Here is a 20,816-nt window from a genome sequence, read left to right as displayed (position 1 = left end):
AAAAAGTAGAGATACAATCTCTACTTTTTAGTGATTATTTTGATTTAACAGGTTTGTCTGTGAGAGCTTTAACGGCAGCATTAATGGTTTCTGCGTAAAGTTTTGCTCCTTCATCCTGCTTGGTCGTATCACTACCGAAGTGAACCTGGTCAGTTCCCTTCCAAATATCTGGATGATCTTTAGCGACTTGGTTCCAATCTGCTAGTGCTATATATGGATATTTTTGCGCCAGTTCACGCGCATAGCTTGCATACTGCTCAACATAAGGTTGCGTTTCCTGCGTTGTATCCCCCTCATATGGAGTTACTAAAACAAGTTGATGTCCTTTTGGAAGATTTGTTATCAGCAAATCCAAATCAGCTTTATAATTTTCAGGATTATTAACGCCAGTCGCAATGACTACAATTTTAGGCAAGGCTTTATTCTGACTGTAATTCAGCATCAATTCATTTGCCTGTTTGGTATTTCGACTGACCTGACCATCAATCTGCGCATCTGGCAAGACTTCTTTTAGTCCCTCTGAAGCACGCAAGGTTACCGAATCTCCAATGATGGATACACCGTCAGCTATATTATAGCGACTGGCTTCTGCTTGATCTGCCATGGTTTTTGTTCGGTTCATATTGGTTCGCGCCTGATTGAGACCATTAACCATCAAATCCGTTTCAAATGCACCTACTTGAGGAGCTATCAATATCACGACAACGGTAATCAGACCAAGTACTCCAGCACTGCCAGCAAAGACCGGTTTAATGTGCGGAATTTCTTTTGCCTTTTGCAAGAGATCAGTAGATTTTCCTGCTACTAAAGGTTCGATGACATAGAAAGAAAGGGTTGCGAAGATATATGAGAAGATGGTGGTTAAAATCACTGCCGGAATATTTCCCATTAACTGTGAGAAAATAATATAAAACGGCCAGTGGAAAAGATAGACAGCATAGCTGGTATCCGCTAAAAAGCTGATAATCTTTGGCTCTTTGATCGTCAGTGTTTTCTCATGCAAGACGCGTGCCGCAACAATCATCAGAAGCGCTGCTAAACTTGCAAACAAGAAGCCGAATAAATAAGCAAAGAGATATGTAAATTTCACAAAGAAGGTCAGTAATAGCAAGACTCCGAGCCCAGCTCCAAAGACTAGCAAAGTCTGCTTCAAATCCAAGCTTCTATTCAAACGTTTAAAAAGTGGCGTTGCATGACGAACCCCTATTACGGTAGCAAGCACACTACCTAAGAAGAAGGGATACACATGAGTCAAACTTGAAAAGTATACTGTTGAGTAAGAACTCACAATAAAACTACCGATAAACATCGAAAGGAAGCTAACCATAAAGGCAGCTGATGAAAGTAGAAAGATTGTTCCTCGTAGTTGTCCGCTTGATTTCGCTCGCTTAGATAGGAACCAGACTGCCAAGCCCCACAAGATATAATAATGAACTTCAACAGCTAAGCTCCAGTTGTGAACAAAGAGGTGAGGGATAAACTGAGATTCATAACTTCCTCCTGTCAGCATTTCATAGAAGTTAGTCATAAATCCTAGAACACCAGCAATCTGCCCACCAATCCCTGCCACATAATCTTGGCGAACCAAGAAGGTGAATGGCATGATGACAAGAATCATTAAAACAACTGGTGGAAAAATCCGATAGAAACGTCTTCTAAAAAATCCTAAGATATCAATCTTCCCTTTTTGTCCAAATTCTTCTAATAAAAGTGATGTGATCAGAAAACCTGAGAAGGTAAAGAAGACGTCAACCCCGAAGAAACCTCCTGGGAAAGTCGTTTGAAAGAAATGATACAAGAGTACCAAAAGCAAACCTGTAATCCTAATCAAGGAAAACCATTTAATACGCATACGAGTCTATTCTCCATTCATTAGATTGGCAAAAAAAGCCATCTAACTTTCATTCATAGTACCTTTATTTTATCAAAAAAAACAGAAAAATCCTAAGATAAAACTTAGGATTTTTAGTGGATTTCAAGCCAAATTTAGAAATTTCGCCCTGACTTGTTATAACCATATTTTTCAACAAAATGTTCACGAAATTCCAGGAGATTATCATCCATGATGGCCTGGCGAACCTGCTTCATGAGATTGAGCAAGAAGTAAAGGTTATGGTAACTCGTCAAGCGGATACCAAAGGTTTCATCAGCCTTAAGCAAGTGACGAAGGTAGGCACGGGTATAGTTCTTACATGTGTAGCAATCACACTCTGGATCAAGTGGTGTAAAGTCCTCCGCAAATTGAGCATTCTTGACAACCAAGCGACCTTGACTGGTCATACAAGTCCCGTTACGAGCGATACGAGTCGGTAAGACACAGTCAAACATATCAACCCCACGAATAACGCCATCAATCAAGCTATCTGGCGCTCCTACTCCCATCAAGTAACGAGGTTTGTTTTCAGGAAGCAGCTGAGTGGTGAAATCCAAAACAGCGTTCATCTCCTCATGAGTTTCTCCAACTGCTAAGCCCCCGATAGAGTAGCCTGGGAAGTCCATGCTGACAAGGTCTTGAGCTGACTGACGGCGAAGATCTTCAAATCCTGCCCCCTGTACAATCCCAAATAAACCTTGATCATGTGGACGACGGTGAGCTTTTAATCCACGCTCTGCCCAACGGCTGGTACGTTCGATTGATTTCTTCACATAATCATAAGGCTGATAAAATTGAGGACATTCGTCAAAGGACATCATAATGTCTGAGCCCAGATTGTTTTGAATAGAAATGGCCTTTTCAGGTGAAAGAAACATCTTAGAACCGTTGAGGTGGTTCTTGAAGGTTACCCCTTCTTCTGTAATATTACGGCTGTCTGCTAGGGAATACACTTGGAATCCACCGCTATCCGTTAAGATTGGTTGGTCCCAATTCATGAACTTGTGAAGACCTCCAGCACGGGCAATGAGTTCGTCCCCAGGGCGAAGCCACAAGTGATAGGTGTTGGATAAGATAATCCCTGAACCCATGTCTTTCAATTCTTCTGGCGACTGAGTCTTGACCGTTGCCTGAGTCCCTACTGGCATAAACATAGGCGTTGGGAAGGTACCATGGGGTGTGATAATCTCACCCAAACGAGCTCCTGTGTGTTTTTCTTTTTTAATCAATCGATATTTGATTGGCGAATCTGACATTTTTTACCTCCGAAGCTGGGAAAGACAGTCCCAGTTCTTACTTTGTGCCCAAGGGCATACTGTATGATTCTATCAAAAAAAACAGGAACTGTCACGAACTATGGTATAATGAAAGAATGAAGTACCCAAAAATTAATTTAAAAGAAGTTCGCGAGCAGGCTAGACAATTTCAAGCCGAGCACCCTCGCTTGCTGCTTGTCTTTTTATTACCAAGTATTCTCTTTATTCTATCGAGCTTTATCAGACCTTTATCCCTACTTGATGAAGGCATTCTTGAACAGTCCTTCTTGAGTTTTCTAGGGATCATAATCCAGTCTGCTCTCTTTCCGATAGCCGTTGGATTTACAAGTTCTATTATCCTTGCTGGCGCTCTCTTTACTACCATTAATCTTTACAGAATTTCTGAGATTGAGCTTTCCTTTAAGGATAGCTTGTCCTTATTTGACCATCGCTTCTTTACCCAGACATTTCTAACGCTCTTACTCAAGCGTTTCTACCTCTTTTTATGGAGCATCCCTAATCTTTTTGGAGTCTACTTGCTCTTTTATAGCAGTGCCATGGCTCGTAAATTTGTGGAACTTCATCCCGAATTTCCATCTGTCGACGTGACAAATCCAGATATCGAACACTTCCTACTTACTTTTGCTCTCTATTTCTTTGGTAGCGTCCTAGTAATGATTTTGGGAACCATTATCTATCTTCCACAATATTATGCCTATTCCCAAGTTGAACTACTTTTATGTGACACCCTTGCAATCGGAATTGCCAAACCGAGCCGCGTGCTGCATACCAGCCGCTTTCTCATGAAAGGCTATAAGTTCCAACGCTTTGTCCTTGATTTACAACTACTTCCTTGGTATATCCTTATCTGGATTAGCTTTGGAATCGCAAGTATCTCTATCTTCCCTTATATCTATAGTAGCCAAATCTTCTTCTATCAAAGACTGCTTGAAATCAAGCGGAGAAAAGTTTAACAGCAGTTATTAAAAACCAGCACCTTCATAGAAAGTGCTGGTTGTTTTTATTTTAACCAGAACTACTCTCCAAAAATATAAAACAGTCTCCTCGTCATGTTTCTATAAGGCTTTTTATCTATATTTATGCCTGAATTTTTTCACTACCTAAGAATTCGAAATAGAAAAAAGAAGTGGAAACTGAATCAGTTCCCAACTTCTCATTCATTATTAGTTCATTGATACGTGAACGTGGTCATAGTGGTTTTCTGTGACGCTACCACGATCTGGCATTGGATTCCAAGTGTAGGCTGGTCCGTATTTGCTATCGTATGGTGCGTAGAAACGTTGTTTCCAGATGATGTAGTTGATTCCACGGCTAGCCATATTTTGGATAGCATAATCTGCAATTTGATCACCGAGAGCTGAACTTACTGGAACCATGAAGTCAATAGCAAGACCTTTTCCGTGGTCACCTGGATCTCCTGGACGGTAACCACTAAATGATGTGATACCAAACAAGTTAGCTACTTCTTCTTTAAATGCAGCTGTTTGTGGTTGGAGACCTGCATTTTCAGATTTTGTTGCTGCAATAGTTGCATAATCAGGAGCCGCTGGCGCTGTATAAGTTGCTGATGCACCTTGACTTGGTTCAGCTTGGTAAGTTGCTGGAGCCGATTGAGCTTCTGTTACAGCCTCAGTTGTTGCTTCTGTAGTCGTTGTTTCTTCAACTGTTGTAGTTGTTTCAGCGGCCGTAGTTGTTTCCTCAACTGTTGTAGTTGGTTCAGCAGCCGTAGTTGTTTCCTCAACTGTTGTAGTTCGTTCAGCGACCGTAGTCGTTTCTTCAACGACAGGTGCCGCAGCTTCTGTTGTTGCTTCTGACGATACTGTAGTTTCTGCTACAGCTTCAGTTGTTGCTTCTGTTGTAGTTGTCTCCTCAACAGTAGTCGTTGTTTCTTCAACTGGTTGTGTCAAATCTTCGACTTGAACAGTTTGTTCATCTACTGTTACTTGATTCGTTGTTAAATCTGCTGTTGCACTTGCTACATCAGAACCAACTTCTTGAGGTGTATAAACCTCAACCTCTGTTACTTCTTCATTTTCGTTAACAGTTGTAGTCAGTACAGTTTCTGGGAAAATCAAGTCAATATTTGTGATTTTGTTCAAGTTTGCAAGGACATTTAAGTCTACTCCCAAAGCCTCTGCAATCGTGCTTAGGGTATCTCCGTACTTAATTGTATAACTTGTTTTATTTTCGCTTTTAGCAACATCGTTTTGAATTTGCTCAACTGAACGTGGTGACCATACAATTTCTTCTGCCTGAGTCGCCAAGGTAGGGGCAAGTGATAGAGCTACTGTTGATGCTAAAATAATTCGTTTCTTCATACTATTCAAACTCCTTTTCAAATGTAGTACCTTTCTATCATAACATAAAGAAAAAAGAAAAAAAGCCCTTTGGGGGCTATTTAATAAAACTGTCTAAGCTCTGTAACAAACCACATTAATTGAAATAGTTTGTATGAATTTTGTTACAAAGCTGACATATTCTCTTTCATAGAACTTTCATAAAGAGAGAGAAGGAATATCCGCTAAACAAGAAATCTGATGATTGCAATCCACCGGAGTTCCAAGGAAATTGATACTCTGGATGCCACTGTTTTGAGCAAAATCAATATCTAAGGTCCGGTCCCCTATATAAAAGGTGCGCTCTGGTTTTAAATGGTATTTGCTGATAAGATAGGTCGCTGCTTCTGGACTTGGTTTACGAGCAAAACCGCTCTGGCTTGTCAAAATTTCTGTGAAATAAACATCCAAGCCCAAATCTCGTAAAATAGTCAAGGCATTATCGCCTTTGTGGGTGTAGACAAATTGCTGAATTCCTTGCTGATTTGCCCAGGCTAAAACCTCGCGCGCCCCTGGCATCAAGATGACCTGGGCATTCTTTTCAGCCAAGCTCTGAGCACGGACTTGATTGAGCCTATCAACATCCAAGCCTCTTTCTTCTGCCACTTGCACTAGTAAATCCTGGACAGAGTATTTCAAGATAAAAGCTCGAACTTTTTCCTTGTCAAAAGGAATGGAAAACTGTGCATAGGTCTCCTCAATTCCTGACAAAATAGCTTCATAGGAGTCCAATAAGGTCCCGTCTAAATCCCAAATAAAAGCCGTTTCTTGCATTTCTTATCCTTTCAATGTCATATAAGATTTGTAACGATAGCGTAGGAAAATCCAACGGAAACCATTATCCAAAAGCGTTCCAGCCCAAATACCAGGCAAACCCCATCCAAGAACAATTCCCATCAGGTAACCAGTCCCAATACGGATGCACCACATTCCAATACTTGTCGCATAAAAGGGAAGTCGAGCATTTCCCAAACCTTGCCAGACAGCTGTATAAATGACCGTTCCCGTTGTCATAGGAGTCCCTAAAAGTGAAAAAAGAGTCACTAAAACACTGGCCTCAATAGCCGCAGGATCGCTGGTGTAGAGATAGCTTAGTGGTGTCCCGAGAGCATAGATACTAAGTGTTAAAGGCAACATGAGAAAGAAAGACAAGCAAAAAGTTTGCTTACTTAGTCTGTCCACCCTTACCCAATCATCTTCTCCAACTGCTCGAGCTACCTGCATGACTGTTGCTGTCGCAACACCGAAGGCAGGCATATAGTTGAACTGAGTCAAAACTTCACCGATAGCATTTCCCGCGACTGCCTCCGTCCCAAAGGAAACAACCAAGGCAATAATGACTACATCACCAGCCCTCATCATGAGACGTTCTCCCGCTGCAGGTAACGCCAAGGTCAGCAGGTCTTTATCCAGTCCAAACGTCGGTCTCATATATGGAAGTTTTAATTGTGACCACAAAATTACAACCCCGACCAAACGAGACAAAATAGTCCCCCAAGCTACACCAACTATCCCCATATTAAGGAAAAAAATGGCGACACTTGAAAAAACAATATTTAAAGCATTGGATAAAAAACTAACATAAAGCGGCAGTCGAGGATTGTGGGTAGCGCGAATCAAGGCTCCTAGACTAGTCATCAAGCCCAGGAGAACGATTGTCCCACCAACTAAAGATAGGTATAAGCCACCACTTTCAGCCACAGCCTGTTCAGTACCCAAAAGACCAATCATCTCTTGACCTGCAAAGATGGATAAGACACCTAAAACCAAACTCAGTAGCAGAGTAATCTTAAGTGCTTCTGTCACATGGTAGGCTAGTCTAGACTGATCTTTCTGTCCCAAACTTTTTGATATAACACTAGAAATTGCTGCTCCCAAGGCAATAAAAATAGCCTGATAAATGGTGATAATATTACCAGCTACTGACACACCGGAAATGGCGATCAACCCCAGATTAGCTACCAAGTAGCTATCTACCATCCCCATGAGCATCTGCAAGAAATTTTCACCCATGGCAGGTAAAGCTATAGAATATCCTTATTTTTCTTAAACAATCCTTCCTCCTGATGAAAAGAAACTCAGTTAGTTTCCCAACCGAGTTTACTTCCTCTCTTTTAAAGTCCTAAATAAGATTCTACTGCTGCCTGCATATCTGCCGCTGCAACAGTTGTCTTGTGACGAACTGGAGCTGTTTCGAGGCCATCAACTGCTGGTGGCACTGCCACTCCTGAAATTTCATACAACTGAGCCAAAGCTTCAAAGTCGGTCAAGCCTGATTTCCCTGTTACAGCTTCTACTGCAACTACTGGGAATTTATATGGACTAGCTGTTGAAGCAATCACGGTCTTAGACACATCGCCTGTAGTTGCTTGGTATTTTTTATATACGGCTGAGGCAACTGCTGTATGAGGGTCCTCAATATAAGCATCTGCCTCATAAACACGCTTGATTTCTGCTGCTGTTTCCGCTTCCGTCGCATACTCTGCTGCAAAAAGGTCAAGAATCTCTGCATCAAAATCAGTCAACTCATACTGACCTTGAGTATTCAAGGCGTTCATAAGTTCAGCTGTCTTAACCGCATCATTTCCCAAAAGATGGAAGATCAAGCGCTCCAAGTTTGAAGATACTAGGATATCCATCGATGGGCTAGTGGTTACTTTAAACTCACGCTTCTTGTCATAAACACGAGTTTTAAAGAAATCTGTCAAGACATTGTTGTCATTTGAAGCACAAATTAACTTGCCGACTGGTAGGCCAATTTGCTTAGCGTAAAAGGCAGCCAAGATATTTCCAAAGTTTCCTGTCGGTACGGTGAAGTTAACCTTGTCACCAGCCTTAATCTCGCCAGTTTTAACAAGCTGAGCGTAGGCATAAACATAATAAACAATCTGTGGGACCAAACGACCGATATTCATAGAGTTGGCTGATGAGAACTGGAGCTTGTTGGCTGCCAATTTCTCACGAAGAGCCACATCATTGAACATATGTTTCACATTAGTCTGAGCATCGTCAAAGTTTCCATCAATGGCGATAACATGGGTATTTTCGCCCGTTTGAGTGGTCATTTGCAACTCTTGTACCTTGCTGACACCGTCTTTTGGATAAAAAACGATAATTTCAGTACCTGGGACATCCGCGAATCCTGCCATAGCAGCTTTCCCAGTATCTCCAGATGTTGCTGTCAAGATGACAATCTTGTTTTCCAAACCGTGTTTCTTAGCTGCCGTTGTCATAAAGTATGGCAAGATGGACAATGCCATATCCTTGAAGGCAATGGTTGAACCATGGAAAAGTTCCAAGTTGTATTGGCCATCGAGTTTGACAAGAGGGGCAATAGCTGGTGTATCAAACTTGCTGTCATAGGCGTTGGTGATACAGTAGTCCAACTCTTCTGCTGTAAAGTCATCCAAGAAAGCTGATAAGACAAGCTTAGCTACCTCTTGGTAAGAAGCGTCCTTTAATGTTTCAAAATCCAAGTGCACCTTTGGATAGCTCACTGGGGTAAACAAGCCTCCATCTGTTGCCAAACCTTGCAAAATCGCTTGGCTGGCTGTTACTGTATTGTTCGCATCACGCGTTGATTGATAAACTAATGTCATAAATCTCTATCCTTTATCTATAGTCTCATTCATTATAACATGATTTTTCAGAAAATTCTTCCGTTATAAGAAAATTATACGTCCAATTCTTCTTTCAAAGGTTCTAAATAAGTCGTTTCACTCTGACCTCTCATCTCAAGTCCTTGCTCTGCTATCGCTAGCAAGTCTTTGGAGAACTGGACAATCCCAGCTGTTTCTTCATCTGTGAGGTGTTTCTTAGAAAATTGTCTTCTCAAAGACTTGTAGTCACGACCAAAACTTTCAAAGAAAGGAGCTGTTTCTAGGTAAGCTTCAAGCTTGTCAAGATTCACCAACAAACCTAGATGAAAGGCTGCTGAAGCAAAGGTGCGGTCTAGCGGCTGTGTACAAACACTCCGAAATTCAACTGTGCCTCTTGTTGTCAAGTCTTGAAACTGGTAGCTACGGTGCGTTTGGAAATCCTTTTCTAGAGGAACAAGAAGAGTTTCTTTCCCATTTAGAGTATAAGCAGGAATCTCATCAGTAGCTAGGTAATCTCTAGCTTGAATCGGAGAAAAATAATAGGTTTCTCCATCTCGTTCTGCTGTGAAAATCGCAGAATGGTCTAAATAATCAAAGAAATCATCCTCATTTTGAAATAGTTTTGAATTGACACCAACATTCTCTGGATAAATCCCATGCATAGAGTCTTCCCAAAAAATATCTCGTGAAATCTGGGTGTCCCAGTCCGCTCCAGAAAACTCAGAATTGGCAAACAGGTAAGCTTTGGCTGCCTCTATCTGTGTGAAAGCATTGATGACACGTAGGTAGTTATCGGTCGAAACATCCAACTGGACTTGACTCCCGCAGATGAAGGCTCCGTATTGTGGAAAGTCATGTAAATGCGCACTTTCTTGGTGACTCCCCATACTCAGATAATCCATCAGCATCTGATAGCGTGGATAAGCCACAGGTCGGTTGTCATTTTGATTCCAATTTGGGTGAATCCCCCAACCCTGGATAGCATGATTCTTTTCGCCTAGCTTTTCTTGGATTACCTTCATATAGGCCTGAAAACGTCCTTCAATCTCTTGGATATTCTGAGCCCTACCAAAGGCAAACTCCAAGGTTGTATAAGAAACTTCAAACAAAATCCGATCTTGACTCATCGGTTCTACAAGTTGAATCGGATTGCCCTCCTGGTCTACCTTTTCAACTTCCAAACTGAGAGCATCCACCAAAAAGCGCAGCAAGTCCTTGCTGACTTCAATATCTGTAGGTTGGCCTTTCGTATGAACAATAGGAAACTCCAACTCAATACCGATATAGAGATCTGGATTTTCTTTGATATTTTTTAAATAGCGGTCTTTTAATAACTGAATTGAAGGGGACATACATACCTCTCACTCTAACTTCTCATACTAGAAAATAAATTACTCTCTATTATACCAAAAATCAGAGATAATCTTGTCGAAAACAAACTTTTTTACAAAATAAGGGTAGATTTGGAATTTATATTAAATTTTACATGTTTGCTCTTAAAATCTGCTCAAGAAATATTGATATATCAATATTTTTAAAGATTGTTACTCCTATGATTTTTGTATAATTTAATTTAATTTGTTGATTTTTTTATGAAAACGGTTTATACTTAGTTAGTCTTAAAGTTTTCTTAAACTACAAGTCAAACATTTTATAAGGAGGAATGACAATAATGAGTATCGGAATCATTATTGCGAGTCACGGTGAATTTGCCGCGGGTATTCATCAGTCAGGATCTATGATCTTTGGTGAACAAGAAAAGGTTCAAGTTGTAACCTTTATGCCAAACGAAGGTCCAGATGATTTATACGCAAAATTCAACAATGCTGTGGCTGCATTTGACGCAGAAGATGAGGTTCTAGTTTTGGCTGACCTTTGGAGTGGTTCTCCATTTAACCAAGCTAGCCACGTAATGGGGGAAAATCCTGAGCGTAAATTTGCCATCATCACAGGACTTAACTTGCCGATGTTAATCCAAGCCTACACCGAACGCCTGATGGACGCTAATGCCGGAGTAGCTAAAGTTGCTGCAAACATCATTAAAGAAGCCAAAGATGGCATCAAGGCTCTTCCAGAAGAGCTCAATCCAGCTGAGGAAGTTGCAAGTGCTGCAGCTGCTCCAGTTGCCCAAGCTGCTATTCCAGAAGGAACTGTTATCGGTGATGGTAAATTGAAAATCAACCTTGCACGTCTTGACACACGTCTCCTTCACGGACAAGTCGCAACTGCTTGGACACCAGATTCAAAAGCGGATCGTATCATCGTTGCTTCAGATAACGTTGCTAAAGATGACCTTCGTAAAGAATTGATCAAACAAGCAGCTCCTAACGGAGTGAAGGCTAACGTTGTTCCAATCCAAAAATTGATTGAGGTTGCTAAAGATCCTCGCTTTGGTGAAACACATGCCCTTATCTTGTTTGAAACACCACAAGATGCCCTCCGTGCTATCGAAGGTGGTGTACCAATCAAGACTCTTAACGTAGGATCAATGGCTCACTCAACTGGTAAAACAATGGTCAACAACGTATTGTCAATGGACAAAGACGACGTTGCTACATTTGAAAAAATGCGTGACCTTGGTGTTGAATTTGACGTACGTAAAGTACCAAACGACACGAAAAAAGATTTGTTTGACTTGATTAGCAAAGCTAACGTTCAATAATTTACATTAAATAGAAAAGGAATAAAACCATGTCAGATATTTCAATCATTTCTGCTATCTTGGTTGTAGTTGTTGCCTTCTTCGCGGGTCTTGAAGGTATCCTCGACCAATTCCAATTCCATCAACCAATCGTTGCATGTACCCTTATCGGTCTTGTAACTGGTAACCTCGAAGCAGGGATTATGCTTGGTGGATCACTTCAAATGATTGCCCTTGGTTGGGCTAACATCGGAGCTGCCGTAGCTCCTGACGCTGCTCTTGCCTCTGTTGCTGCAGCAATCATCCTTATCAAAGGTGGTAACTTTACTACTGAAGGTATCGCAGTTGCAACTGCAAGTGCTATCCCTCTTGCCGTAGCTGGACTTTTCTTGACAATGATTGTTCGTACAATCTCAGTTGGTTTGGTTCACACTGCAGACGCTGCTGCTAAAGAAGGAAACATTGCAGCTGTTGAACGCGCTCACTACTTTGCCCTTGTTCTTCAAGGTCTACGTATTGCGATCCCTGCTGCCTTCCTTATCGCTATCCCTGCTTCTGCCGTTCAAGATGCTCTTAAATTGATGCCAGACTGGTTGAACGGTGGTATGGCTGTCGGTGGTGCCATGGTCGTTGCCGTTGGTTACGCTTTGGTTATCAACATGATGGCTACTCGTGAAGTATGGCCATTCTTCGCTATCGGTTTTGCTCTTGCAGCAATCTCTCAATTGACTTTGATTGCCCTTGGTGTCATCGGTGTTGCCCTTGCCTTCATCTACCTCAACCTTTCTAAACAAGGTGGAAACGGTGGCGGAGGAGCTGCAACTTCTAACGATCCAATCGGTGATATCCTAGAAGACTACTAGAAAGGGGAACAATCATGGCTGAAAAAATTCAATTATCAAAATCAGATCGCCAAAAAGTTTGGTGGCGTTCACAATTCCTTCAAGGTTCTTGGAACTACGAACGTATGCAAAACTTAGGTTGGGCTTACTCTTTGATCCCAGCTATCAAGAAACTTTACACTAAAAAAGAAGACCAAGCAGCTGCTCTTGAGCGTCACCTTGAATTCTTCAACACTCACCCATACGTAGCTGCTCCAATCATGGGGGTTACTCTTGCACTTGAAGAAGAACGCGCTAACGGTACTGAAATCGATGACGCTGCTATCCAAGGTGTTAAGATTGGTATGATGGGACCTCTTGCTGGTATCGGTGACCCAGTCTTCTGGTTTACAGTTCGTCCGATCCTTGGTGCCCTTGGTGCTTCACTTGCTGCAACTGGTAATATCGTTGGACCACTTCTCTTCTTCTTTGGATGGAATGCAATCCGTATGTCTTTCCTATGGTACACACAAGAGTTTGGTTACAAGGCTGGATCTGAAATCACTAAAGACATGTCAGGTGGTATCTTGAAAGACATCACTAAAGGAGCTTCTATCCTTGGTATGTTTATCCTTGCCGTTCTTGTACAACGTTGGGTATCCATCAACTTCACTATCAACCTTCCAGGTAAACAATTATCAGAAGGTGCCTACATCAACTTCCCAGAAGGTGCTGTTACAGGTGGAGAATTGAAGGGAATTCTTGGTCAAGCACTTAGTGGTATGAGCTTGGATAGCGTTCAACCACAAACGCTTCAAGGTCAGTTGAACTCATTGATCCCAGGATTGATGGGACTTCTCCTTACTTTCCTTTGCATGTGGTTGCTTAAGAAAAAAGTATCTCCAATCACAATCATTCTTGCCCTCTTTGCAGTTGGTATCGCAGCTCGTTTCTTCGGTATCATGTAATCTCGGTGAGAATGTACAAACAAAAAAAGAATCAGATTTATCATCTGATTCTTTTTTATTTTCAATTATTCTGCCAAGGCACCCATTGGATCCCATGGAGCGAGTACGATTGGTTCTGCTTCATAGGCAGCTTGTTCTTCTGCTGTTAGTAATTCCTTACGAACAACGATTTGGTAAGTGTATTCGTCCATCCAAGCATCTGAAGCAACAAAGTAACCATCTGCACCGACCTTGTCTCCCCATGAGTTTTCAACTTTCCACTTAGTTGATTTACCATTTTCATCCAAATCAACACCTGTCAAGACCATAGCGTGGGTCATCAAGCTTTCGCTGTAGTCCAAACGTCCTGCCTTGTCTTGAGTGAGTTGAATGTCCATACTTGATTCAAAGTCATAAACATCTGTCGCAAGGATTCCTGCTTTACGGTTGCTGAGCTGGCCGACATCTGAACCAAACCAGACAGTTTCTCCTGTTTGCATTTGGGCAATAGCCAATTCTTTCAAGCGTTCCATCGGTACGTTGATGTAGCGAACTGCACGGCTACCAACAACATTCCCCAGCATCTCAACTGTATATGATTTACCATATGGTTTATCAGCAGTTGGAGCATTGATCACAGAAACGTAGTCTTCTAGTGGAAGGTCAACGTATTTCTTGTAAAACTCTTGTGGTGTGATGCCTTTTTCGCTTTGGTAGTTGTTGTCCTTATCGCGATAAGCAAAGTCAAACTGACGTGGTGGAAGACCTAGTGACATGGCAAGAAAGTTAAAGATTTCTTGCAAGAGGTCTTCTTTCTTAGCTTGAACAGTCGCTTGGTCAGCGCCAGAAGCCAAGAGGTCACGCAAGATTTGAGCATCTTGACGAAGCAATTTGTTAAGGATTGCATTGAGCTCACGGCTACTGCTAGATGAAACAGACTCTGGATAAACAGACTTAGGAACGACACCGTATTTCTCAAAGAGAGAAACCACCATATCCCACTGACCACCATCTTGTTGTGGAGTTTGGAGCAGGAAACTAACCTTGCGGCTCGTCAATTCTTGGTCAGCTGTCGCAATCACTTGCTCCAAGAACCAGTTTGATTTTTCATACTTGTCCCAGAAGAAGGTGTGGGCTTGTGACAATTCAAAGTTTTCAAGTTTGTATTGAGAGATGAGTTTGTGGCGGAAAGTATTAAGTGCCGCAAACATCCAGCAACGACCAGATGCTTTCTGGTTAGTGACCTTGTCCTTAGTCAAGTCAAGTGAGAAAACAGGTGTGTTGTCTACATGGCTTTGACGACGCTCAAGGGCTGCAAAAATTCCATTGTGACTAGCTGCATTTTCGATAGCTTGGTATTTTACATTTGCTTCATAGTTGGCAAATAATTTATCTGTAAATGATTCTTGAATCGCGTTCATAAAATCCTCCTTTTTTCTTACTGTCTATTATAACGCTTTTCACAAAGGAAGCAACCAAAAACTGAAAAAGGCAGGGACATTTTCCCTACCTTTTCCGATTATCCACTTTACTGAACACTTTCAAGCAAGACTTCTAGTTCTTCCTTGCTTAAGCGACGCCATTCTCCACGTTTCAAATCCTCATCCAAGGTCAAAGTTCCCATGGTTAAACGTTGCAAGTCCACAACTTCCTTACCACAGTAGGCTACCATCCGTTTGACCTGGTGGAATTTCCCTTCTGCAATGGTCACTCGGACCAGGCTTTGATCCTTTTCCGTATCAATCGACACAAGCTCCAGCTTGGCAGGCTGACAGGTAAAGTCCTTGAGTGGAATTCCCTTGGCAAATGTCTCAACATCTGTATCTGTCATGATTCCCTTGACCTGCGCAAGATAGGTTTTATCCACATGGCGTTTAGGTGAAAGAAGGGCATGAGCCAGTTTGCCATCATTGGTCAAGAGCAAGAGTCCATGCGTATCGATATCCAAGCGCCCTACTGGGAAAACTTCCTTGGCACGTGCATAGTCATCCAACAAATCCAAAACTGTCTTGTGTTTAGGATCTTCAGTCGCTGAGATAACGCCCTGAGGCTTGTTCATCATATAGTAAACAAACTCCTCGTAGTCTAGCTTTTGCCCGTCAAAGCAAATCTCGTCTGTCTCTTCATCAATTTGTAGCTTGGCAGATTTTTCTTTCTTGCCATTGACCGTCACGCGCCCTGACTTGAGAAAGTTTTTAACCTCAGTCCGACTCCCAACAGCACAGGCTACTAAAAATTTATCTAATCTCATAGGGCTATTATATCATGAAAAAGCATAGACTTAGAACAAAAAAAGTCGCCTAATTGGGCGACTTAATTTTTTTATAGGGAGATTATTATGAAAAAGTTTTAGGAGTTTAAGTTAAGTTTCTCTTAACTTATGAACCTAGTATACCGCCCCTAACTTAAATTTTTCTTAAGTTTTTTGAGAAAGTGAGATTTTTCCATTTTTCTTGCCAATTTTTCTTGAGCAACCGCTCTTGATAGAGTTTCATTCGCTCCTCATTATCTAGGAAATGAGGAGTCGGGGAAACCTGAAACTTTAAAATATCCTCTAAACCATAGGGGGCAAAGAGCTCTAATGTGGAATCTTCATTCAAGCGAAGGCCTACCGCCGTGCAACGCTCGGGATACTTACTCATAGCATCACGAGAACTGGTATAGGGCGCAGTGTGAGGACTATGCTGATGCATATAGACTTGATTTTTCAACTCCCACTGATACTGGGGGAAGTCCTCTCTCAACTTGTTTTCTATTGCCAGCGTTTCTTCATAACTCACATCTGGGTCAAAGAAAATCACATCCACGTCCGTTTCATGATCAAAAGGCGATTTGTCTGACAAGAGATTCCAAATGAAATTCCTGACAGAACCTGCCGCCAACCACGAATCTTTCAGACCAAGGTCACGAATGATGGTCAGAATGGTCATCATATCTGGATTTTCTCTGAAAGCATCTAGAATTTCTTGCTCATTTTTCACTGTATTCATAACCTAAATGCTCATATGCCTTAGCAGTTGCCACCCGTCCAGAACGAGTCCGCATGATAAAGCCTTTCTGGATCAGGTAAGGTTCATACATATCCTCCACTGTCTCACGCTCTTCGGCGATATTCACAGAAAGAGTCCCGAGACCGACAGGACCACCACCGTACATCTCAATCATGGTGCGAAGGATTTTTTGGTCCACATAGTCCAAACCTTCATGGTCTACATCCAGCATAGTAAGAGCCTTATCCGTAATGACATCATCAATCAAGCCATCGCCCATAATCTGCGCAAAGTCACGCACGCGCTTGAGGAGACGATTGGCAATACGAGGAGTGCCACGACTGCGTAAAGCTAACTCGGAAGCAGCCTCGTGGGTAATTTCCATCTCAAAGATATCTGCCGTTCGCTCAACAATCTCCGTCAAGTCAGCATGGGTATAATATTCCATGTGGCCTGTAATCCCAAAACGGGCACGAAGAGGATTCGAAAGCATCCCAGCACGAGTCGTCGCCCCAATCAAGGTAAAAGGTGGCAAATCTAGATGGACACTACGGCTAGCTTCTCCTGCACCAATCATGATGTCAATGTAGAAGTCTTCCATGGCACTGTAAAGTACCTCTTCTACCGACATGGGTAAGCGATGAATCTCGTCAATAAAAAGAACATCTCCTGGCTCCAAGTCATTCAAAATTGCTACCAAATCACCGGCTTTTTCGATAACGGGACCAGACGTCTGCTTGAGATTAACTCCCAATTCATTGGCAATGACAAAAGCCATGGTTGTTTTCCCGAGACCTGGAGGGCCAAATAAAAGAACATGATCCAGCGCCTCATCACGCATTTTTGCTGCCTCGATAAAGATTTGAAGCTGATCCTTGACCTTGTCTTGTCCGATATATTCACGTAAATATTGGGGACGGAGGGTACGTTCTACCAACTCCTCATCACCCATGATTTCATTATCTAAAATTCTACTCATGTTCCTATTATAGCAAAAATCCAGCCTACAAACAAAAAAGCCACCTGATTTGGTGGCTTCTTTAGGGAGATTATTATGAAAAAGAAAAGTTTAGGATTTCTATTAAATAAAGTTAGGAGGCCTTTACTTAATAATTATATGATACAAGAGAAGACTTAAAGTTAACTTAACCTATAATTTTTATTTTTTTGCTAGAGATTTTAACTACTACCAGCCAAAGCAGAAAAGTTAGGAGGCAGATACTCACCACTATTAAGTATGTTTCTTCCTTTGTTAAAAGGTTCTGCCAATTAAGCCGGATTCCTAATTTTTCTTGGAACTCTTCTAATAAGCTACTATTCCCCATAAATGTAGTTTCTAATTGCTCCTTCATTAAGACCTGTCTATAGAGAGAAGCAAGATAGGTAGCTGGTGTGCATTTCATGAGAACTTGAGCGAAGTTAGGAAGAATTCCCATTGGTACATAAGTTCCTACTAAAAATCCTGAAGCTGTACCTACAATGGTAGCCAATTTACCCAGACTATCTACTGACTGGAAATGGTAAATCAAGAGTGCATTTACCAATGTTGAAAGGAGACTACTTAGCAGCATGATTAAACTTATTTCAAATAGCTTACTCATAGCTGGAATTTCTTGAAAATAAAGGCTCATAACAATAAGCATAAAGGCTTGCATAACAAAGGAAATGATAAGGCTACTAATAAGATAAGACAGTTGCAAGCCCCAGCTCCCTAAGTCTGTCAAAAAGAGATCCTGATCCACTTGATTTTCACGGTCTTGTACCATCTGGGACAAAGCTGTAAAACTGGTTGTAATCCCAGTCACAGCCAAGGTTCCACCCATCAGCCAGTTATTTAAAAGGCTCTTATTATCAGGAAGTTGGGACCAGGCATCCATCAAATTTTTCTGCAAAAAAATGATATAGAGTAGAAAGGAAATCAAAGCTCCCAGTAATGAGAAAAAGACTCCTGAACGATTACGAAAATACAATAAAAAATCACGTTTTAATAAGGCTAACATTAGCGCACCTCTCTTCCTGTAAGGGCTATGAAGGCATCATCCATAGTTCCTGGACGAAATTCAAAGCTAGCAATCTTCTCACGAACTTGGGTCAAATAATCAATAGCTTCCAATTGGCTCTTAGGATAAAGACTATACTCAAACTCATTTTCCTTTTCCACAGGCATATTTTTAGGTAAGAATTTCTCCACCTGCTTGTCTTTAAAACAAATTTTTAAAAGATTGGAAGCGTACTCACTTTTAATTTCAGCAGCAGAACCTTGGGCAATAACCTTTCCATGATCTATAATATAAAGTTGATCTGCCTCATCTGCTTCATCCAGATAATGAGTCGTTAAGATAATAGTCATCCCTTCATCTCTTTGTAGACGATACAATAAATCCCAAATGGATTTGCGAGTCTGAATATCTAGTCCAGTCGTAGGCTCATCTAGAAATAAAATATCGGGATTGGATAGGAGAGCCCGAGCAATGTCAACTCGACGTTTCTGTCCTCCTGATAAAGTTCCATAAAGTTGTTTCTGAAAAGCAGTCAACCCTAGTTGATTGATTAAATCTTCCACACGACCACCTTTAATCTCCTTATACTGCTGGGCACGAATGGCTAGGTTTTCTTTGACCGTCAACTTTTCATCCAATACACTTGCTTGAAAAACAACTCCAATCCGAGTATTGGGCGCATAGATGATTTGACCATTAGTTGCTCGTTTAAGTCCGATTAACATTGAAATCGTAGTCGATTTGCCAGCCCCATTAGGTCCTAAGATTGCGTTAAAACTTCCTTTTTTAAACTCTAAATTTATATCTTTTACTGCTGTATGGTCTCCATAGTTCTTAGTGAGGCCTTTTGCTTGTAAAATCATATTTCCTTCCCCCTTTTTTACACCTTCAGTCTAACAAAAAGGAAAAAGAAAAAATATAGTTTGGTGCTATGTGGTCGAAATGGATGATTATGTGGTCAATTCTACCTTAAAACTTCTGCATTTGAACATAAAAAAAGCCACCTGATTTGGTGGCTTCTTTAGGGAGATTATTATGAAAAAGAAAAGTTTAGGATTTCTATTAAATAAAGTTAGGAGGTCTTTACTTAATGATTACATGATACATGAGTAAACTTAAAGTTAACTTAAGATAAAAGAATTATTTAAATTTTTTTCGATCTACCCAAATCATTCCTGTACAATCATAAGTAGATAAGGTTTCAAACCCCAGAGAACGGTAAAAACCCAAGTTTTTTTCTGTCTGTTCAGTCGCTAGTTGTATTTGGTAGGCATCCTTATAGTCAGCTAAGGCTTCTTTCATCAAGTTGCTGCCAATTCCTTGGCGCTGATAGCTAGGCAAAACAATCAAATCCTGGACAAAAACCGATGAAAAACCGTCTCCAACCAGACGCATTAAACCAACGATTTCCTCACCATCACGCGCAAGATAAGTCGTTAGCGAATGAGACAAGGCCTGCTCCATCATCTGTGGCTGATTGGTATAGTTTGTCCAACCAACTGCCTGATAGAGATGTAAAACGTCATCAATTGAAACAGAGGATTCTTTTGTAAATTTTATCATAGTAGAACCTTTCTAATATTGCCTAAGCGATTTTATCTGCTGCCCATTTTTATCAAAGTTTTTAGGAGCCAACCATGTTTCCAAACGAGCTTTGACTTGTGGCCAGTCCTTATCGATCATGGACAACCAATCCGTATCTCTGGTGCGACCTTTATAGATAACAGCTTGGCGGAAGGTGCCTTCATAGACAAAGCCCAAACGTTCTGCTGCTTTTCTAGATGGAAGATTGAGGGCGTCGCACTTCCACTCATAGCGTCGATAGTTGAGTTCTTCAAAGACATAACGGGCTAGCAAATAGTGAGCTTCTGTTCCCATCCTGGTATGTTTGAGAGCCGGAGAAAAAGTCACCGCGCCAACTTCAATGGTGCGATTGGCTTGGTCAATACGCATGAGAGAAAAAGTCCCCAACGCCTTTCCAGTCACTTTATCGATAATCGTATAATAGAAGCGATCCTTGCGCTCAATCATCTGCTTCAAAGCTACGATTAATTCTTCGAGATTCTCTACTGGTGGTTGAAAGAGATAGGTCCACATGTCACGAGGGCTATCTGGGCCATAGACAGCCAGCAAATCCTTCGCGTGCTTTTCTACTGACAGAGCCTCAATAATCGTATACTGCCCTTCTATCCGTACAAGTGAAGGCAAAACTCCAGGTGTATCATCTACAGGTTCACCAATCATCTGACCGTATTCATTTACTGGCATTGTTTTCTCCTTGTCTCATACTTATAAGTTTAAAGATGTGAATAGTATATCACATCTCACAGGT

18 protein-coding genes and 1 pseudogene are annotated in these 20,816 nt (G+C 41.4%); 4 read left to right on the top strand and 15 right to left on the bottom strand.

Annotated features, from left to right (window positions below; translation table 11 throughout):
• Positions 1–34: 34 nt before the first annotated feature.
• Together HMPREF9423_RS10430 and tgt are read right to left on the bottom strand one after the other, a co-directional pair.
• Positions 35–1,852 carry an acyltransferase family protein gene (locus HMPREF9423_RS10430; protein ID WP_006149287.1) on the bottom strand — a complete coding sequence of 606 codons (1,818 nt, stop codon included), beginning with the start codon at positions 1,850–1,852 and terminating at the stop codon, positions 35–37.
• Positions 1,853–1,986: 134 nt separating this feature from the next.
• On the bottom strand, positions 1,987–3,129 hold the full coding sequence (gene tgt / locus HMPREF9423_RS10425) for a tRNA guanosine(34) transglycosylase Tgt (protein WP_006149286.1): 1,143 nt from the start codon (positions 3,127–3,129) through the stop codon (positions 1,987–1,989).
• Positions 3,130–3,245: 116 nt separating this feature from the next.
• Between tgt and HMPREF9423_RS10420 the strand changes: the two genes are divergently transcribed.
• Positions 3,246–4,103, top strand: a complete 858-nt coding sequence (locus HMPREF9423_RS10420; RefSeq protein ID WP_006155626.1) for a DUF975 family protein — start codon at positions 3,246–3,248, stop codon at positions 4,101–4,103.
• Between the two features lie 210 nt (positions 4,104–4,313).
• On the opposite strand, the gene HMPREF9423_RS10415 is transcribed toward HMPREF9423_RS10420, so the two are convergent.
• The 5 genes and pseudogenes from HMPREF9423_RS10415 to HMPREF9423_RS10395 form a co-directional block, all read right to left on the bottom strand.
• On the bottom strand, positions 4,314–5,468 hold the full coding sequence (locus HMPREF9423_RS10415) for a LysM peptidoglycan-binding domain-containing protein (protein WP_006149284.1): 1,155 nt from the start codon (positions 5,466–5,468) through the stop codon (positions 4,314–4,316).
• A 177-nt stretch (positions 5,469–5,645) separates the two neighbouring features.
• Positions 5,646–6,260 carry an HAD family hydrolase gene (locus tag HMPREF9423_RS10410; protein WP_006149283.1) on the bottom strand — a complete coding sequence of 205 codons (615 nt, stop codon included), beginning with the start codon at positions 6,258–6,260 and terminating at the stop codon, positions 5,646–5,648.
• 3 nt (positions 6,261–6,263) lie between these two features.
• Positions 6,264–7,540: pseudogene (locus HMPREF9423_RS10405) on the bottom strand (MATE family efflux transporter).
• 60 nt (positions 7,541–7,600) lie between these two features.
• Positions 7,601–9,085, bottom strand: a complete 1,485-nt coding sequence (gene thrC / locus HMPREF9423_RS10400; protein WP_006149281.1) for a threonine synthase — start codon at positions 9,083–9,085, stop codon at positions 7,601–7,603.
• 74 nt (positions 9,086–9,159) lie between these two features.
• Positions 9,160–10,437, bottom strand: a complete 1,278-nt coding sequence (locus tag HMPREF9423_RS10395) for a glutamate-cysteine ligase family protein (protein ID WP_006149280.1) — start codon at positions 10,435–10,437, stop codon at positions 9,160–9,162.
• Between the two features lie 320 nt (positions 10,438–10,757).
• On the opposite strand from HMPREF9423_RS10395, the gene HMPREF9423_RS10390 reads away from it, so the two are divergent.
• Genes HMPREF9423_RS10390 through HMPREF9423_RS10380 form a run of 3 tightly spaced genes read left to right on the top strand, consistent with a single transcriptional unit; the run spans position 10,758 to position 13,515 of the window.
• Positions 10,758–11,747 carry a PTS sugar transporter subunit IIB gene (locus HMPREF9423_RS10390; protein WP_006155642.1) on the top strand — a complete coding sequence of 330 codons (990 nt, stop codon included), beginning with the start codon at positions 10,758–10,760 and terminating at the stop codon, positions 11,745–11,747.
• A 29-nt stretch (positions 11,748–11,776) separates the two neighbouring features.
• Positions 11,777–12,589 carry a PTS mannose/fructose/sorbose transporter subunit IIC gene (locus HMPREF9423_RS10385; RefSeq protein WP_006149278.1) on the top strand — a complete coding sequence of 271 codons (813 nt, stop codon included), beginning with the start codon at positions 11,777–11,779 and terminating at the stop codon, positions 12,587–12,589.
• 14 nt (positions 12,590–12,603) lie between these two features.
• Positions 12,604–13,515, top strand: a complete 912-nt coding sequence (locus HMPREF9423_RS10380; RefSeq protein WP_006149277.1) for a PTS system mannose/fructose/sorbose family transporter subunit IID — start codon at positions 12,604–12,606, stop codon at positions 13,513–13,515.
• Positions 13,516–13,580: 65 nt separating this feature from the next.
• Here the strand turns inward: HMPREF9423_RS10380 and pepC are convergent, their stop codons facing one another.
• The 8 genes from pepC to HMPREF9423_RS10340 all read right to left on the bottom strand — a co-directional run bounded on the left by pepC (position 13,581) and on the right by HMPREF9423_RS10340 (position 20,752).
• Positions 13,581–14,915 (bottom strand): aminopeptidase C, encoded by a 1,335-nt coding sequence (gene pepC / locus HMPREF9423_RS10375; RefSeq protein ID WP_006149276.1) that lies wholly within the window; start codon positions 14,913–14,915, stop codon positions 13,581–13,583.
• 107 nt (positions 14,916–15,022) lie between these two features.
• Positions 15,023–15,745 (bottom strand): pseudouridine synthase, encoded by a 723-nt coding sequence (locus HMPREF9423_RS10370; protein ID WP_006149275.1) that lies wholly within the window; start codon positions 15,743–15,745, stop codon positions 15,023–15,025.
• A gap of 154 nt (positions 15,746–15,899) precedes the next feature.
• Positions 15,900–16,484, bottom strand: a complete 585-nt coding sequence (locus tag HMPREF9423_RS10365) for a nucleotidyltransferase family protein (protein ID WP_006149274.1) — start codon at positions 16,482–16,484, stop codon at positions 15,900–15,902.
• A complete protein-coding gene (ruvB, locus tag HMPREF9423_RS10360) occupies positions 16,465–17,463 on the bottom strand; it encodes a Holliday junction branch migration DNA helicase RuvB (protein ID WP_006149273.1) in 999 nt (332 codons plus the stop codon). The genes HMPREF9423_RS10365 and ruvB overlap by 20 nt, the downstream gene beginning before the upstream one ends.
• A 166-nt stretch (positions 17,464–17,629) precedes the next feature.
• Positions 17,630–18,484 (bottom strand): ABC transporter permease, encoded by an 855-nt coding sequence (locus HMPREF9423_RS10355; RefSeq protein ID WP_006149272.1) that lies wholly within the window; start codon positions 18,482–18,484, stop codon positions 17,630–17,632.
• The gene (locus HMPREF9423_RS10350) at positions 18,484–19,347 is read right to left on the bottom strand and encodes an ABC transporter ATP-binding protein (RefSeq protein WP_006149271.1); all 864 of its coding nucleotides are present in this window, start codon (positions 19,345–19,347) and stop codon (positions 18,484–18,486) included. Before HMPREF9423_RS10350 ends, HMPREF9423_RS10355 begins: the two co-directional genes overlap by 1 nt.
• 277 nt (positions 19,348–19,624) lie before the next feature.
• The gene (locus HMPREF9423_RS10345) at positions 19,625–20,047 is read right to left on the bottom strand and encodes a GNAT family N-acetyltransferase (protein WP_006149270.1); all 423 of its coding nucleotides are present in this window, start codon (positions 20,045–20,047) and stop codon (positions 19,625–19,627) included.
• Positions 20,048–20,059: 12 nt separating this feature from the next.
• A complete protein-coding gene (locus tag HMPREF9423_RS10340) occupies positions 20,060–20,752 on the bottom strand; it encodes a GNAT family N-acetyltransferase (protein ID WP_006149269.1) in 693 nt (230 codons plus the stop codon).
• Positions 20,753–20,816 lie beyond the last annotated feature (64 nt).

The organism is Streptococcus infantis ATCC 700779, from assembly GCF_000187465.1.
GTDB classification, from domain to species: domain Bacteria; phylum Bacillota; class Bacilli; order Lactobacillales; family Streptococcaceae; genus Streptococcus; species Streptococcus infantis.
The sequence above is the reverse complement of the archived record's forward strand: the minus strand, read 5'-3'. Positions and strand labels throughout refer to the sequence as shown.